At 64.9% G+C, this 16383-nt stretch carries 13 protein-coding genes; 9 read left to right on the forward strand and 4 right to left on the reverse strand.

From position 1 onward, the window contains the following. The first annotated feature begins 10 nt into the window (after window positions 1-10). From SC1_RS16665 to SC1_RS16680, 4 genes are read left to right on the forward strand one after another with little or no spacing between them, the layout of a single operon-like run. Entirely contained in the window at window positions 11-439 is a 429-nt protein-coding gene (locus SC1_RS16665; protein WP_062185184.1) for a PTS sugar transporter subunit IIA, read from the forward strand. After that, window positions 436-714: an HPr family phosphocarrier protein gene (locus tag SC1_RS16670; RefSeq protein WP_037555414.1), complete on the forward strand. Its 279-nt coding sequence runs from the start codon at window positions 436-438 to the stop codon at window positions 712-714. The genes SC1_RS16665 and SC1_RS16670 overlap by 4 nt, the downstream gene beginning before the upstream one ends. Window positions 715-718: 4 nt before the next feature. After that, window positions 719-1534, forward strand: a complete 816-nt coding sequence (locus SC1_RS16675; RefSeq protein WP_062185186.1) for an RNA methyltransferase — start codon at window positions 719-721, stop codon at window positions 1532-1534. A 52-nt stretch (window positions 1535-1586) separates the two neighbouring features. Beyond that, window positions 1587-2288, forward strand: coding sequence for an META domain-containing protein (locus tag SC1_RS16680; RefSeq protein WP_062185188.1), 702 nt, complete (start codon window positions 1587-1589; stop codon window positions 2286-2288). 125 nt (window positions 2289-2413) lie between these two features. Here the strand turns inward: SC1_RS16680 and SC1_RS16685 are convergent, their stop codons facing one another. The 3 genes from SC1_RS16685 to SC1_RS16695 all read right to left on the reverse strand — a co-directional run bounded on the left by SC1_RS16685 (window position 2414) and on the right by SC1_RS16695 (window position 4947). Beyond that, on the reverse strand, window positions 2414-3769 hold the full coding sequence (locus tag SC1_RS16685; protein WP_062185190.1) for a DNA recombination protein RmuC: 1356 nt from the start codon (window positions 3767-3769) through the stop codon (window positions 2414-2416). A gap of 56 nt (window positions 3770-3825) precedes the next feature. Beyond that, window positions 3826-4302, reverse strand: a complete 477-nt coding sequence (locus tag SC1_RS16690) for a hypothetical protein (RefSeq protein ID WP_062185191.1) — start codon at window positions 4300-4302, stop codon at window positions 3826-3828. Between the two features lie 108 nt (window positions 4303-4410). Beyond that, entirely contained in the window at window positions 4411-4947 is a 537-nt protein-coding gene (locus SC1_RS16695; protein ID WP_062185193.1) for a copper chaperone PCu(A)C, read from the reverse strand. Window positions 4948-5102: 155 nt separating this feature from the next. Here SC1_RS16695 and dnaK point away from each other — a divergent pair, with 155 nt between their 5' ends. Continuing rightward, on the forward strand, window positions 5103-7013 hold the full coding sequence (gene dnaK, locus SC1_RS16700; protein WP_062185195.1) for a molecular chaperone DnaK: 1911 nt from the start codon (window positions 5103-5105) through the stop codon (window positions 7011-7013). 64 nt (window positions 7014-7077) lie between these two features. Next, window positions 7078-8211, forward strand: a complete 1134-nt coding sequence (gene dnaJ / locus SC1_RS16705; RefSeq protein WP_062185198.1) for a molecular chaperone DnaJ — start codon at window positions 7078-7080, stop codon at window positions 8209-8211. A gap of 54 nt (window positions 8212-8265) precedes the next feature. Here the strand turns inward: dnaJ and SC1_RS16710 are convergent, their stop codons facing one another. Continuing rightward, window positions 8266-10572, reverse strand: coding sequence for a patatin-like protein (locus SC1_RS16710; RefSeq protein WP_062185201.1), 2307 nt, complete (start codon window positions 10570-10572; stop codon window positions 8266-8268). A gap of 127 nt (window positions 10573-10699) precedes the next feature. Here SC1_RS16710 and SC1_RS16715 point away from each other — a divergent pair, with 127 nt between their 5' ends. The 3 genes from SC1_RS16715 to SC1_RS16725 all read left to right on the forward strand — a co-directional run bounded on the left by SC1_RS16715 (window position 10700) and on the right by SC1_RS16725 (window position 16347). Then, on the forward strand, window positions 10700-12844 hold the full coding sequence (locus SC1_RS16715) for a TonB-dependent receptor (RefSeq protein WP_062185204.1): 2145 nt from the start codon (window positions 10700-10702) through the stop codon (window positions 12842-12844). 9 nt (window positions 12845-12853) lie between these two features. Continuing rightward, complete coding sequence (locus SC1_RS16720; RefSeq protein WP_062186882.1) at window positions 12854-13939, forward strand: PepSY domain-containing protein; 1086 nt, start codon at window positions 12854-12856, stop codon at window positions 13937-13939. A 239-nt stretch (window positions 13940-14178) separates the two neighbouring features. Beyond that, window positions 14179-16347, forward strand: coding sequence for a primosomal protein N' (locus SC1_RS16725; RefSeq protein ID WP_062185206.1), 2169 nt, complete (start codon window positions 14179-14181; stop codon window positions 16345-16347). Window positions 16348-16383 lie beyond the last annotated feature (36 nt).

A 16383-nucleotide genomic window follows, 5' to 3' on the forward strand; every position in this document is an offset into this window, starting at 1 on the left:
CGACGACTGCATGGCGAACGATAAGGCTCTGCCGCTTCTGGGAATGGTGCTCGTCACCCACGGCCGCCTTGCCGAGGAAATGGTGCGCGCGATGGAGCATGTCGTCGGTCCGCAAAGGGCGGTCGCGACCGTGTGCATCGGCCCGAACGACAATATGGAGATGCGCCGCAAGGAAATCGCCGACGCGATTCGCAAGGTCGACGAAGGCCGCGGCGTCGTGATGCTGACCGACCTGTTCGGCGGCACCCCGTCGAACCTCGCGATCAGCCTGCTCGAGGCGGGGCGCACCGAAGTGATCGCAGGCGTCAACCTGCCGATGCTGATCCGCCTCGAAAGCGCGCGCAAGACGATGGAACTTCGCGCCGCGGTGATCGCGGCGAAGGAAGCCGGCCAGAAATATATTTCGGTCGCGTCGGAAATGCTGGGAGTGGGCCCTTGAACGAAAATTCCGAGACGGTCGAAATCACCAATCAGCGCGGCCTTCACGCGCGTGCGAGCGCCAAGTTCGTGACCTTTGTCAGCCGCTTGCCCGAAAGCGTGTCGGTTGAGGTCGAAAAGGGCGGATCGCGCGTCAACGGCACCTCGATCATGGGACTGATGATGCTCGGCGCCGCAAAGGGCGACTCGATCACGATCCACACCAAGGGCGACGGCGCCGACGCGGCGCTGCTGAAGCTGGTCGGGCTGGTCAAGGACAGCTTCGGCGAGGATTGACCGGATGACCGGTCGCCGTTCAACCATCGAAAGCCTATCGAACCCGCTGGTGAAGCGGATGCGGCTGTTGCGCGAAAAACGCCACCGCCGCGCCGAGGGACTGTTCCTCGCCGAGGGGCTGCGTATCGCGACCGAGGCGCGCGAGGCGGGCGTGCTCCCGCAATGGCTGTTCCTGGGCCCCGAGGGTGACGCGCACCCTCTCGCGGCGGCGCTGGTCGCCGACACGCTGGCCGCGGGCGGCGAAGTCATCGACACGACGGGCGCGATCCTTTCGAAACTGTCGGGCAAGGATAATCCGCAGACCATCGTCGGCATCTATGCCGAGCCGCAGACGACGCTTGCCGACATCGACCGCGATGCCGCGCCGATCTGGCTCGTCGCCGAGCGGCTGCGCGATCCCGGCAATCTGGGCACGATGCTTCGTACCGGCGACGCGGTCGGCGCGGGCGGGCTGATCCTGCTCGATGAAAGTACCGATCCCTATGCGGTCGAGGCAGTGCGCGCGAGCATGGGCGCGATCTTTACGCAGAAGCTGGTGGTGACGCGCTGGGAGGAGTTTCTCCCATGGCTGCGCCAGGGGACCGGCCAACTCGTCGCGACGTGGCTCGGCGACGATACCGAGGATTATCAGGCAGTGCGCTACGCCGCGCCGACCTTCATCCTCACCGGCAATGAATCGCAGGGCATGCCCGCCGACTATGCCGCCGCCGCAGATGTGCGGGTGAAGATGCCGATGATGGGCAAGGCCGACAGCCTGAACGCGGCGGTCGCGACGGCGGTGATGGCTTATGAGGTGTTGAACCAGCGGCGGAACCAATAGCCGGCCGCGCGGTTCATCGATCGATCAGCATGAAGCGTTCAGGAGATGCCGCATGATCAGGATCCTACCCGCCGCTTCGCTGCTCGCGCTCGCCGCCTGCACCCCCGTTGCCGATACGCCGCCGCAAGGTCCGGGCGATCAGCCCGCCGCCTATATGGCGCTCGGCACCGAACCCGGCTGGACGCTCGAAATCACGCCGTCGCGGCTGAATTATGATGGCGACTATGGCGAGACGAAGATCATGGTGCCGAACCCCGGCGCGAAGTCGTCGTCAAACGGACGCTCCTATGTAACCGACCGGCTGTCGGTCACCATCCAGAAGACGAAGTGCAGCGACGGGATGAGCGATCGGCTTTATTCCGACACGGTGCGCGTCGTCGCCGATGGCAAGAGCGTGCAAGGCTGCGGCGGCGCGGTGCTGCCGCCCGACACGCTCGCGGGGTCGAACTGGACCTTCGTGTCGATCGGCGGAAAGCCGGTCACCTCGGACCGCCCGACCTCGCTGCAATTCGGCGGCGACCGGCTCAGCGGCAGCGCGGGCTGCAACCGCTTTTCGGGCCGCTATTCGGCGACCGGCGACACGCTGACAGCGGGGCCGCTGATGGCGACCGAAATGGCCTGTCCAGGCATGGAGCTGGAACAGCTCTTCTTCAAATTGATGACGACAACGGTCAATCTGACCTTCGCCGACGACGGCACGCTCGTCCTGACGGGCAGCGGCGATCGAACGGCGGTGTTGCGGCGGGTGATCTAGACGCAGCCCCATCCTCCGTTCGTGTCGAGCGAAGTCGAGACACCGTGAAGGCATGCGCTGCTGATGGGTGTCTCGACTTCGCTCGACACAAACGGGTTGGGGGCGGCTCAATTCCCCCGCAGCCCCTATTCCCCCGCGTCGTTGACCGCCGCGGGCGTCCCAGCCAGCTTGGCCAGCGGGCGCGCCGCCTGTTCGGCGACGGGGAGCGCCGGGATTTCCTTGTCGCCGGTTTCGATGTCGAGCGCCTCGAAACGCTTTGCCTGCGTCAGCACCTGCGATTCGAAGCTGCCGACGAAAGCGTTGTACGCCCCCGTCGCCTGATCGAGATTGCGCCCGACCTTGGCGATATGCCCGCCCATCACCGACATGCGCGCGTAAAGCTCCTTGCCCAGCGCGGCGATCTCGCGCGCCTGATTGGCGAGCTTTTCCTGCCGCCACACCGCCGCGACGGTGCGCGCGATCGCGATGAGGTTGGTCGGGGTCGCGAGCAGCACCTTGCGCTCGAACGCATAATCCCAAAGCCCCGCGTCCTGATCGAGCGCGGCGGCAAGGAAATGCTCGCCGGGCACGAACATCACGACGAAGTCGGGGGTGTCGTCGAACTGGTTCCAATAGGCTTTGGCGCCAAGCGTATTCACATGCGCCTTCATCGCCGCAGCGTGCGCGACGAGATGTGCCGCTTTCTCTCGCTCCTCCACCGCGCCGAACGCATCCTGATAGGCGTTCAAGGACACTTTGGCGTCGATCACGAGATTCTGCCCGCCGGGTACGCGCACGACGACGTCCGGGCGCAGCCGCCCGCCGTCGCCGTCGTTCACGCTAACCTCGGTCTGGAAATCGGCGTGCTCGGAGAGGCCGCAGCTTTCGAGCACGTTGCGCAGTTGCTGCTCGCCCCAGCGCCCCCGCGCCTTGGGCGCGTTGCGCAGTGCGTTGACGAGTTTCGCAGCCTCGCTCGACACGCGTTCGGTGCCCTCGCGCATCGCCGCGATCTGGCCATGGAGCAGGCCAAAGGCGTCGCGGCGCTCGGCCTCGACCTTCGCCACCGCCGCCTCATATTTTTCGAGCCGGTCGTGGACCGGATGCAGCAGCGCTTTCAGATTCTGCCCTGCGGTCGCCTCGCTCTCCTTAAAGCGCGCCTCGGCGCGTTCGAGGAACGCTTTTTGCGCACCATCGAGCATCACCTGCCCGACCTCACGAAACTGCGCCGTCAGCGCGGCCTGCGCGTCTTTCAGTTGCGCGATCTGCGCATCATGCGCCTCGTCGCGCGCGCGCTGTTCGCTGAGCAAAGCCGCAAGCTGGATATCGGCTGCCTTGCGCGCCTCGGCCTCGGCCGCGAGGTCCGTCACCGCGGTCTTGAACCGCTCCGAAAGCCCGTCGCGCTCGGCCTTGAGCGCGCCCGACTGGCGGCCGGCAAAAAGCCAGCCGATCAGGCCCCCGATGGCGAGGGCAACAAGGGCGACGACGAGGGCGGTTCCATCCATGAGAGGAACATAGGACGAACGCCGCCCCTCTGGCTAGCCGGTAATTGTCGCATCCATCATGCCGCGTCCCATGATGACGGCAGTATCGCACGATAGGCCTCGATTCCCGGCGCGCCGCCGACGACCAGCCCCTGGGTCAGCAACCAATAATGACGAACGATCTCGGCCTGTTGTTCGAGCCCGTAGCGTTCGAGCAGCCAACCGGGTTTGAGGCTGTAGCTGTAGGTCGCGAAGGGATGGCGCATCAGCACCAGATACCAGCGTCCGCGCGTCTGCGCCTGCCAGACATGCGTCATCTCGTGGATGAACAGCCCCTGCAATCGCTGCGACGCGACGCTGAAATCGTCGCAATAAAGATCGCCATGCGGGTTGAAATGCAGGCTGCCCATCGGCGCCATGACGATGTGGCGCGGCTGGAAGAAAATCCACTTATGGTGGTTCACGCGCACGCGGTCATAGGCGATCCCGCCCCCGAACACCGTCCGGGCAAGCGCGACCTCGCCAGGCGTGAGCGGTCGCGACGGACGCGGCATTAAAACCCCGTCATTGCGAGGAGCGAAGCGACGCGGCAATCCAGAGTGGCGTAAACCGCTCTGGATTGCTTCGCTTCGCTCGCAATGACGAAGTGTCGGAATGCATCCCTATTTCTTCGCAGCGTCCGGGGCCGCTTGGTCGGCGCCCTTTTCCATCGCGCCATGGTCCATCGCGCCATGATCGGCGGCTGCCTCGGCACCCTCGGCAGGCTTGATCACCATGTCGAAGAGGATGCGTTCATTATTGTTGTTGGTGAAAACGAACGCCATCGGCAACTTGCCCGCGCGGACCGCGGCGCCGTTGATGCCCCAGATCATCAAATGCTTGCCGCCCTGTTTGAACACCAGGTCGCCCTTGGCAGGCACGTCGGCGCGCAGCAGCGGCTTCATCGTCACGACGCCATTTTCCTTCACGCTTTCGTGCATTTCGACACGCTGCGCGAGGTCGGCGGTCACCGCGACAAGCCGGACCGGCTGCGGGCCGCCCTGGACGCGAAAATAGCCGACCGCCGGACGGTCGGGCGTCGCCCCCATCACGATATGCCCGCTCACCACATTGAGCGGCTTGGCGGCGACCAGATTATCGCCGCAGCCGGTCAGGCTGAGCGCAGTGGCGGCGAGAGCGGCAAGAGCGAAGGGTTTCATTTTGGGAGGACTCCGTAAAAGCGCGATATTTTCGCACCCTCGATAAGCCGTGAAAGCCCTTGTGCCAAGGCAAAGCGCACCTATATCGCCCCCATCAAAACCATGGACGGCGTGCCTTTTCAGGGCGTCGAGGAAGCAACAAGGACGTATTATCAATGGCCAAAGTGATCGGGATCGACCTCGGCACCACGAACAGCTGTGTCGCGGTGATGGAAGGCGGAAAACCCAAGGTTATCGAAAATGTCGAAGGCACGCGCACGACCCCGTCGATCGTCGCCTTTGCAAAGGATGGCGAGCGCCTGATCGGCCAGCCGGCGAAGCGCCAGGCCGTCACCAACCCCGAAAACACGATTTTTGCGGTGAAGCGCCTGATCGGCCGCCGCTTCGACGATCCCATGACCAAGAAGGACATGGAACTCGTCCCCTATACCATCGCCAAGGGTTCGAACGGCGACGCGTGGGTCAAGGCGGGCGGTGAGGATTATTCGCCGTCGCAGATCAGCGCCTTCATCCTTCAGAAGATGAAGGAAACCGCCGAAGCCTATCTGGGCGAAAAGGTCGAGCAGGCGGTCATCACCGTTCCCGCTTACTTCAACGACGCCCAGCGTCAGGCGACCAAGGACGCCGGCAAGATCGCAGGCCTCGAAGTGCTGCGCATCATCAACGAGCCGACCGCGGCGGCGCTGGCCTATGGCCTCGACAAGACCGAGAATAAAACGATCGCAGTCTATGACCTTGGCGGCGGCACCTTCGACATCTCGATCCTCGAAGTCGGCGACGGCGTGTTCGAGGTGAAGTCGACCAACGGCGACACCTTCCTCGGCGGTGAAGATTTCGACAGCAAGCTCGTCGAATATCTGGCCGACGGGTTCAAGAAGGACGAAGGCATCGACCTGCGCGGCGACAAGCTTGCGCTGCAGCGCCTGAAGGAAGCCGCCGAAAAGGCAAAGATCGAACTGTCGTCGGCCGCGACGACCGAGGTCAACCTGCCCTTCATCACCGCCGACGCCAATGGGCCGAAGCATCTGGTGAAGACGATCACGCGTTCGGACCTGGAAAAGCTGGTCGAAGAGCTGGTCAAGCGCACGCTCGAACCCTGCAAGAAGGCGATCAAGGACGCGGGCATTTCGGCCAGCGAAATCGACGAAGTCGTTCTCGTCGGCGGCATGACGCGCATGCCGCGCGTGCGTGAAGTCGTGAAGGATTTCTTCGGCAAGGAACCGCACACCGGTGTGAACCCCGACGAAGTCGTCGCGATCGGCGCTGCGATCCAGGCGGGCGTGCTGCAGGGCGACGTCAAGGACGTGCTGCTGCTCGACGTGACTCCGCTGTCGCTGGGCATCGAAACGCTGGGCGGCATCATGACCAAGATGATCGACCGCAACACGACGATCCCGACCAAGAAGTCGCAGGTCTACTCCACGGCTGACGACAATCAGTCGGCGGTGACGATCCGCGTGTTCCAGGGCGAGCGCGAAATGGCGCAGGACAACAAGATCCTCGGCCAGTTCGACCTCGTCGGCATTCCGCCCGCTCCGCGCGGCGTGCCGCAGATCGAAGTGACCTTCGACATCGACGCCAACGGCATCGTGTCCGTCCACGCCAAGGACAAGGGCACCGGCAAGGAACAGCAGATCAAGATCCAGGCTTCGGGCGGCCTGTCGGATTCGGACATCGACCAGATGGTCAAGGACGCCGAGCAGTTCGCCGAAGAGGACAAGACGCGCCGTGAGGCGGCCGAGGCGAAGAACAACGCCGAAAGCCTGATCCACTCGACCGAAAGCCAGCTCCGCGAGCATGGCGACAAGGTCGACGCGGGCCTGAAGTCCGAGATCGAAGCCGCGGTTGCCGAAGCCAAGACCGCGGTCGAAGGCGGCGATGCCGCCGCGATGACCGAAAAGAGCCAGGCGCTCGCGCAGGTCGCGATGAAGCTTGGTCAGGCGATCTACGAGAAAGAGCAGCAGTCGGCAGCATCCCCCGGCGCCGACGATGATGCCGGTGCGGCGAAGACCGACGAAGACGTCGTCGACGCCGAATTCTCGGAAGTCGAAGACGACAAGAAGTAAGAAAACTCCCTCGCCGGGTCCGCGCCATGCGGGCCCGGCGGGCCGGAGGGGGCCTGTTTGACCTATGTCACTCGACATCGATTATTACGAACTGCTGGAAGTCGAGCGCTCAGCCGACGATGCGACGCTGAAGGCGAGCTATCGCAAGCTCGCAATGAAATATCACCCCGACAAGAACCCGGGGTGCGATGACAGCGAAGCGCGCTTCAAGGCCATCAGCGAAGCCTATGACTGCCTGAAGGATCCGCAGAAGCGCGCAGCCTATGACCGGTTCGGCAAGGCGGGCGTCAATGGCGGCGCGGGCGGCTTCGGCGGTGGCGGCAATGCCGATTTCGGCGACATCGGCGATATTTTCGAATCGATCTTCGGCTCGGCATTTGGCGGAGGCGGACGTCAGCAGCGCGGTCCCGCGCGCGGCGCCGACCTGCGCTACGACATGGAAATCCGGCTCGAGGACGCCTTTTCGGGCGTCACGCGCGAGATTCAGGTCGATGTCGCGGCGCGCTGCGAGACGTGCGACGGATCGGGCGCCAAGCCCGGCACCCAGACCAATCGCTGCACGACCTGCGCCGGCCATGGCAAGGTGCGCGCGCAGCAGGGTTTCTTCATGGTCGAACGCACCTGCCCGACCTGTCAGGGCGCGGGCGAAGTCATCGCCGACCCCTGTAACTCATGCCATGGCGAGGGCCGGGTCGACCGGCGCAAGACGCTGACCGTCAACATCCCGGCGGGTGTCGACGAGGGCACGCGCATCCGCCTGTCGGGCGAAGGCGAAAGCGGCGCACGCGGCGCGGCGCCGGGCGACCTTTATATTTTCCTGCATATGGCGCGGCACAAAGTGTTCGAGCGCGAGGGCACGACGCTGTTCACGCGCGCGCCGATCAGCTTCACCACCGCTGCATTGGGCGGCGAGATCGGCATTCCCGGCCTCGATGGCCAGATGCACGACATCGCCATCCCCGCGGGCATCCAATCGGGCAAGCAACTTCGCCAGCGCGGCGCGGGCATGCCGGTATTGAACGGCCGCGGTCATGGCGACCTTGTCGTCCAGATCGACGTCGAGACGCCGACGAAGCTGACCGCACGGCAAAAGGAATTGCTCTGCGAATTCCGCGAGACCGAAACCGGCGAGGAATGCCCCGCAAGCCAGGGCTTTTTTGGTCGTATCAAGGAAATGTGGGACGATCTGACGGACTGATCCGTCGTTCTTCAACTTCGTCATTGCGAGCTACGCTCGCAATGACGAAGATAATTAGCCGATCTCACCCCTGAGCTCGTCGATCAACGCCTTCACCTTGGGCAATCGCCCCTCTTCCTCATCGAGGATCGCGTGGAAGGCGCGGCGCTTCAGCATCTTCAGCTCGTCCGCAGGCACCGAATCGTCGCCGTTGACGCTGCTCGCGACAATATCGATCAGCCGGTCCGCGCCGTGGAGCCGCCCCCAGAGATAGTCATTCTCGCGATAGGCGCGGCTGAAGAAGGCGCCGAAGCTGTTGAATTCGACCCCCTTCAGCATCGCCGCCGCGCCCCCCGTGCGGATCGCGGTCGCGTCCGACGGCGAGATGCGGTCGATCTTGATGGGGTCGAACTCGTCGAAGCCCTCGCCCTGCAAAAGCGGCAAGGTCGCGATGTCGTAAAAGGGATAGCCGAGATAGGCGAACAGCATCGTCCGCCGGTCGTCCTTTGGAAGCTTGGCGAGCGCCGCCGCAATCACTTCGTCGGTCTCGGCATCGAGCGCGACAAGATCGCGGCGCGCGGCGATCGCGTCGATCCACTGGCCGGGCTCGGTATCGGCGGGCACGTCGAGGTCGGCGAGCCAGCTATCGCCCTCGCGCTCAAGATACTGGCCGAGGGCGGTGAAGATCGTCTCGCGCATTTCTTCGCACACAGGGTCGCGCTTCTCGCGCGTCGCCTCGACCGACGCGTCGAGTTCACGGGCGAGGAAGCGCAGGCGGCGAATGCGGAAGCCCAGATCATGGGTGCGGAAAAACTCGATCGCCTCGCTGCTCGCGCCCGTGCCCTTCTTGCCCGAAATCCGGTCGAGACCGCGGGCGCGCGCCTCGGTCCACATCGCAATCCGGCGGTTGATGACATGCACCGGCCCTTCGGGCGGGACGAGCCGGTCGACGATATTCCCCAGTTCGTCGATCACCGCCGAAAGCTTGAGGTGGCCATAGGGCGCATAGGCAAAGCCCGCGCGCACCGCGGCCTGATCCTGCGCCTTCGCGCGCCATTTCGCGAGCCGCGCCGGGGTCGGCGTGTCGAGGAAGAAGGTCGTGCCGAACAGCGCCGCGACCTGTTCCTCGACCTCGACCTTCATCGCGTCGATGATGTGCTGCATTCGGCGGATGCGCCGCGACATCCCCTCGATCATCTCGATATTCTCGCGGATCGGCTGCTCGCGCGGGATCGCCGACAATGAGCCGAGGATCGTCGGAAGGAAGCCCGGAAGCTGGCCCTGTTCGGTGGCTTCGCCGGGCTTGCCGACACTGATCGCCTTATAATCGGGTTTCGGGTCGATATAGATGAAGCGGCGGTCGATCTCGCGCCGCGCCGGACGCTGCTTAAGCGCCGCGATCGCCGGTCGGAACGGCGCATTCGCGAGCACCGCACCGTCGATCAACACGCGGTCGGCGGGATCGCTGTCGGGCACGCGCGGCAGTTGCGCGCGGATGAAGGCATCGCGGCCCGGCCATTCAACGCCGCGCTTTTCGAGCGCGGCATCGAGTTCGCGCAAGGTGAAGGGCGGAAAGGCGCCCGGGAAGCTGGCGGTCGCGCGCGCGGCGGCGACAAGCGCCGGCACATCGTCGAGCCGCCTTCCCGCGCGGCCATTCTGCCGGAAATGCATCATCAACCGATGCTCCTGCTCGATCACGCGCGGCGGGCTGTTGAGCGTCAACTGCTCCTTGTGGCCCGCGAAGTCGGTTACCGAGACGATGAGGTCGACGGGCTGCTCGGCGGGCACGAGCGGCGGGCCCTGAGGCCCTGCATCCATCGCGTCAAAGGCATTGAGCAAGAGGTTCGAGAAAGTGACACCGCCGAAGGGCGGCTCGAACCAGCGCGCACGGACGAAGCGCGACAGCTTGGCACGCACCTCGTCCTGCGCGTCTTCGCCGACGGTGCGGTCGATGGCATTGCCGCGCCGCTTCATCGCCCAGCCGGCGATCGGCACCGCCCAGAATTTGGTCATCGCCGAAAGCGGCCGCGCGTCGGGGTCGAGCAGGCTGTCGACGTCGGCGTCCTGCAGCCACAGTTCGGTTAGCGGGTCGAGCGATTTGCCCGTCGCAAGCGCACGCGCGAGGAAGATGCCGTTGATCCCGCCCGCGCTGGCCCCCGCAACGATGTCGGGAAGGACACGGAGCTTGACGCTGCCATGCTCGGCGATCGCCGCGAGCAGGTCGCGATAGACACCGCCCGACCCGCCGATCGCCTCGCCATCGTGAAAGGCGCGCGACGCCGCGGCGAGCCGCCAGATCTCTTTGGTAATGCCGTGCATATAGACGGCGAGGCTGATGCCGCCGTAACAAATCAGGGCGAAGCGCAGTTCCTTTTCCCGCATGACCAGAGTGATAGCGTGGTTTGAAGGGCCTGTCCCCCTGTCCCTTGGTCGAGAGTATAGGCTCATTTTTTCTTGCTTTTGCGAATAGTTCGCACTAGCGGCCGCTTCCGAAAAGGGAGCTCTCCGAATGAATCGCAAATTTGTCCTCGCCGCGCTCGCATGCACGGCGCTTTCCTCGCCCGCCTTCGCGCAGGACAGCGCGCCGATCGCCGATGGCGACGAGAGCGGGGGCACGATCGTCGTTACCGCTGCGCGTACGACCCTGCCGCCGAACGCCCTGCCGCTGACAATCGATGTCATTTCCAAGGACAGTCTGGATCAACAGGTTGCCGTCTCCGGCTCGGTCATCGATGCGGTCGCAAACCTGACGCCCAGCTTCTCGCCGACACGGCAAAAGCTGTCGGGCTCGGGCGAGACGCTACGCGGCCGGTCGCCGCTCTATGCGATCAACGGCATTCCGCAATCGACCCCGATCCGCGACGGATCGCGCGATGGCTATACGATCGATCCCTTTTTCCTCGATCGCGTCGAACTAATCTATGGATCGAACGCCTTGCAGGGGATCGGCGCCACGGGCGGCGTCGTCAATCAGGTGGTGATCAAGGCGCCGCGCGAAGACGGCCTGTCCGGCCGCGCGCTGGTGCAGGGATCGACCGGCAATTTCGAAAGCAGCAGCTTTGGCGGCAAGCTAGGCGGATTGCTCGCCTATCGCCGGGGTGCGTTCGATGTGACGGGCGGCGTCGCCTATGAAACGCGCGGCCTTTATTATGACGGCGCGGGCCGCCGGGTGGGCATCGACAATACGCAGGGCGATGTACAGGACAGCAAGAGCCTCAGTTTCTTTGCGCGCCTGGGCTATGACCTGTCATCGACAGCCCGCGTCGAATTGTTCGCCACGCGTTTCAACCTAGAGGGCAATGGCGACTGGGTGCAGGTCGCCGGCAATCGATCGACGGGCCTTCCGACCAGCTCGCGGCGCGGCGAAATAGAGGGCGAAGCAGCCTCCAACCGCGTCGAGACCGTCAATCTGACGCTGACCGATACGGATCTCGGCGGCGGCAATCTGATCTTCCAGGCCTTTTTCAACCGGTCGCGCGACATTTTCGGCGGCGATATCAGCGCGACTTTTCAGGACGCCAGCATCGCCCCCATCGGCACATTGTTCGACCAGTCGGCAAACCGCTCGCGCAAGCTGGGTGCGCGCGTCAGTTATGAGCGGCAATTCTTCGACGCGCTCAACGTCACGCTCGGTTTCGACTCGATGTGGGACAAGACCCAGCAGGTGATGATCGCGACATCGCGCTATTGGGTCCCGCCCACGACCTTCCGTACGCTTGCCCCCTTCGGCCAGGCCAATCTGAAACTGTTCGACGGCGCAGTCCGCGTTGCGGGCGGCGCGCGCTGGGAAAATGGTCAGCTCAAGGTCGATGACTTCGTGACTCTGGCTTCGTATAATTCGGCTCGCGTCTCCGGCGGCACGCGCAATTTCGACGACCTGCTGATCAATGGCGGGCTGATCGTTGAACCTGTGCAGGGCATCCGCGCCTATGCCAGCTATGCCGAAGGCTATTCGATCGCGGACGTCGGTCGCATCCTGCGGTCGGTCAACGGCCGGACCCAGCCGAATTTCCGCATCGAAGACGTCAACGTCACCCCCGTTATCTCCAACAATCGTGAATTGGGTATCGAAATCAAGCGGGGTCCGCTCGATGCCAGCGCCTCCTATTTCTGGTCGACGTCAAAAGATGGCGGCCTGTTGGTGATGAACAGCGCGGGCGTTTATGACGTCCAGCGCCAGCGCATCGAAATTCAGGGCTTCGAAATCAATCTTGCGGTTGAGCTTCCGGTCGACGGGCTGAAGCTCGGCACCGGCTATGCCCATCTGTCCGGCCGCACCGACAGCAACAAAGACGACAAGGTCGATATCGACCTCGACGGCGCGAATATTTCGCCCGACCGTGTCAATCTTTGGGCCAGCTATAACAGCGGGCCGGTGTCCGCGCGCGTCCAGGCTGGACTCTATCTCGACCGCAAATTCGATGGCGCGCCGGCCAATACGGCTTTTTCGGGCTACACGCTGACCGACGCCGTGCTGCGCTATGACCTGCCGCGCCTGGGCGGGATCACGCTCGCCGCGTCCAACCTGTTCGATGTCGACTATGTCACCTATAACAGCCAGACGATCCGCTCGACCGTCGCGGCGACCGACAATGCCCGCTTCTTTACCGGACGCGGGCGGACGTTCACGCTCGGCTGGGACTACAGGTTCTAATCCGACATGATGAAGTTGCTCGACACGCTGCACCGCTGGACGGGGGGGCTGATCGGCCTCGTGCTGGCGCTGCTCGGCCTGTCGGGCATTATCCTGCTCTATGACTATCTGTGGATCGGGTTGCCGGGCACCGGCGATCCGCTACGCGGCGACCTGACCACGGTCGCCGCAACCACCGAACGGCTGATGGCGAACCCCGGCGCGCAGGGCATCATCTATGCCGATGAACGCTTCGGGCTGCACCAGCTTCGCTTCGGCAAGGATGCCGGTGCCTATGCCAGCCAGTCGGGCGAGATCGTCACGCGCTGGGCCAGCCAGTGGGAGCGGCCCGAGCTCTGGATTTTCGATTTCCACCATCATCTGTTCACCGGCGACAGCGGCGAATGGGTGATCGGCATCGCGGGGCTTTGCGGGCTTTTCTTCGTCATCTCGGGCGTCATCCTTTGGTGGCGGACGCGCAAGACCTTTCAGTTTCGGTTGTGGCCCAAACGCATGTCGCGCCCGGCGATCGTCATGCATCACCGCGACCTCGGCGTGATCGTCGCGCCGTTGCTGCTGATCTCGATCGTCACCGGGACGATGATGATCTTCCGCCCCTTTGCACTCGGCGTCGTCGCGCCCTTCGGTCCGGTCGCGGAGACGGCGAAAGCGCTCGATCCGCCGAAATATAAGGGCGGCCCGCTCGCCGAAAAGCCCGATTACAGCGCGATGCTAGGCGAAGCGCGGCGCCGTTTTCCCGACGCAGAATTCCGTATCCTCAGCCTGCCGCGGCGGCCCGGCGACCCGATCAGTCTGCGCCTGAAACAGCCCGCCGAATGGTTGCCCAACGGACGAACGACCTTGGCATTCGACGCCGCGACGGGCGAGGTCCTGGGCGCGCGCGATGCCCTGAAGCTCGCGCCCGGCGCGCAGGCGTTCAACATGGCCTTCCCGATCCATGCGTCGAAAGTCGGCGGCTGGACCTGGCGCGTCCTGCTGACGATATCGGGCCTCGCAATGACGATGCTCGGCAGCCTGGCGGTGTGGAGCTTTTGGTTCAAGCGGCCAAAGCCGGCGAAGCGCCCCGTGAAAAAGGCGGGGCTGGCATCGGCCTAGGCGCGGACGGCCGTCCGCCTTGGGGTGGGGAGTTGCCGTTGCGTTACCCCACTTCCGTCATCCCGGGCTTGACCCGGGATCCCGCTTTTCTTCAGCATCGACCGCCTTCGACATCAAGCGGGACCCCGGATCAAGTCCGGGGTGACGACGAAAGAATGGGGCAGCCTGCGGTCGCTTGCCGTCATCGCCCACCGCACCGCTTTCCTATTTCCCCCGCCGCCCTATATCGTGCGCAGCCCATGACCCGCGCCCGCGTCCTCCTTCTTACTGCCGCTCTCGGCCCGCTCGACTATCGCGTCCCGCGCGAAAGCGAAGCGCCGCTCGGCAGCGTCGTCGTTGCACCTCTCGGCCCGCGGCGACTTGGCGGGGTCGTGTGGGAGGACGCCAGCTTCGGCGCGCCCGAGGCGGTGGGCGACAACCGGTTGCGCAATCTCTACGAAGTCGTGCCCGTCCCGCCGGTGCCCGCGCCGCTCCGCCGCCTCGTCGAATGGACGAGCGACTATTATCTCGCACCGCCCGGCGCAGTGCTGAGGATGGTGCTGCCCGGCGTCGCCTTTGCCGATGCGCGGCGCCCGATCGTCGAATATCGCGCCACCGGCGAACTCCCCACGCGGATGACGCCGCAGCGCATCGTCGCGATCGAGGCGATCGGCGACCGGCAGGGCATGGTGCGCGAACTCGCCGCGCTCGCCGACGTCAGCGATGCGGTGATTCGCGGGCTGATCAACAGCGGCGCGCTCGAAGCCGTCGCGGTCTCGGCCGATGCGCCCTATCCCGAGCCCGATCCCGCCTTTGCCCCGCCAGACCTTTCGGACGAACAACGTGCCGCAGCAGGGCAGCTCAAGGATGCCGTGACCGCCGAGAAATTCGAGACATTGCTGCTCGACGGCGTCACCGGGTCGGGCAAGACCGAAGTCTATATGGAGGCGATCGCCGCCGCATTGGATGCGGGCAAGCAAGCGCTCGTCCTGCTCCCCGAAATCGCACTCACCGAACCGATGCTCACCCGCTTCGCCGCGCGCTTCGGCTGCGAGCCCGTCGGCTGGCACAGCGGCCTCCGCTCGGCGGAACGGCGCCGCGCCTGGCACGCGATTGCCGGCGGCGACGCACGCATCGTCATCGGCGCCCGCTCGGCGCTGTTTCTCCCCTATGCCAATCTCGGCGTCATCGTCGTCGACGAAGCGCATGAAACCAGCTTCAAGCAGGAAGACGGCGTCCATTATCACGCGCGCGACGTCGCGGTGATGCGCGGGCATTTCGAGGGGCTGCCGGTGATCCTCGCCAGCGCGACCCCCGCGCTCGAAAGCCTCGCGATGGTCGAGGCGGGGCGCTATCGCCATATCGTCCTCCCCGCGCGCTTCGGCGGCGCGACATTGCCCGATCTCGCCGCGATCGACATGCGGCAGGACCCGCCCGACCGCGGCCGCTGGCTCGCTCCGCCGCTCGTCGACGCGCTTGCCGACCGGCTTGCGAAGGGCGAGCAAAGCCTGCTGTTCCTGAACCGCCGCGGCTTCGCGCCGCTGACGCTGTGCCGCACTTGCGGCCACCGTATCCAGTGCCCGAACTGCACCGCATGGATGGTCGAGCACCGCCTCGTCCATCGCCTCGCCTGCCATCATTGCGGTCATGTCATGCCGCCGCCGCGGCTGTGTCCCGAATGCGAGGATGAAGACAGCCTCGTCGCCTGCGGCCCCGGCGTCGAGCGCGTCGCCGACGAAGTCGCGCTGCGCTTTCCCGAAGCCCGAACCGCCATCGTGACCTCGGACACGCTATGGTCGCCCGCGAAGGCGGCCGAATTCGTCGACAATGTCGAGGGCGGGCTGGTCGACATCATCATCGGGACCCAGCTCGTCACCAAGGGCTATCATTTCCCCAATCTGACGCTCGTCGGAGTGGTCGACGCCGACCTCGGGCTCGACGGCGGCGATCTGCGCGCCTCCGAACGCACCTTTCAGCAGATCGCACAGGTTGCAGGCCGCGCCGGGCGCGGGGTGAAGCCCGGCGAAGTGCTGATCCAGACGCGCGTGCCGGAGGCGCCAGTGATGGCCGCACTCGTCGCCAACGACCGCGACGGCTTCTATTCGGCAGAAGCCGCGGCGCGAAAATTCGCGGGCGCGCCGCCCTATGGCCGCTTCGCCGCGCTCGTTATCTCGTCGGAGGATATCGAGGTTGCGCGCGGGCAAGCGCAGCGGCTGGGGCAGAAGGCGCCGGTTGCCGAAGGTCTCGCAGTTTACGGCCCCGCCCCCGCCCCGCTCGCGATGCTGCGCGGCCGCCACCGCTTCCGCCTGTTGCTCCACGCTCCGCGCAGCTTCGACCTGCAAGGTACGATCCGCGAGTGGGTGAACAGCGTCGATTGGTCATCGAAAGCGCGGCTGGCGATAGATATTGATCCATATAGCTTTGTTTAAGCGTAACAGGGCTTTACTGTAATCGAACGCACTGGC

The sequence above is a fragment of the Sphingopyxis sp. C-1 genome, assembly GCF_001047015.1.
Lineage (GTDB): Bacteria > Pseudomonadota > Alphaproteobacteria > Sphingomonadales > Sphingomonadaceae > Sphingopyxis.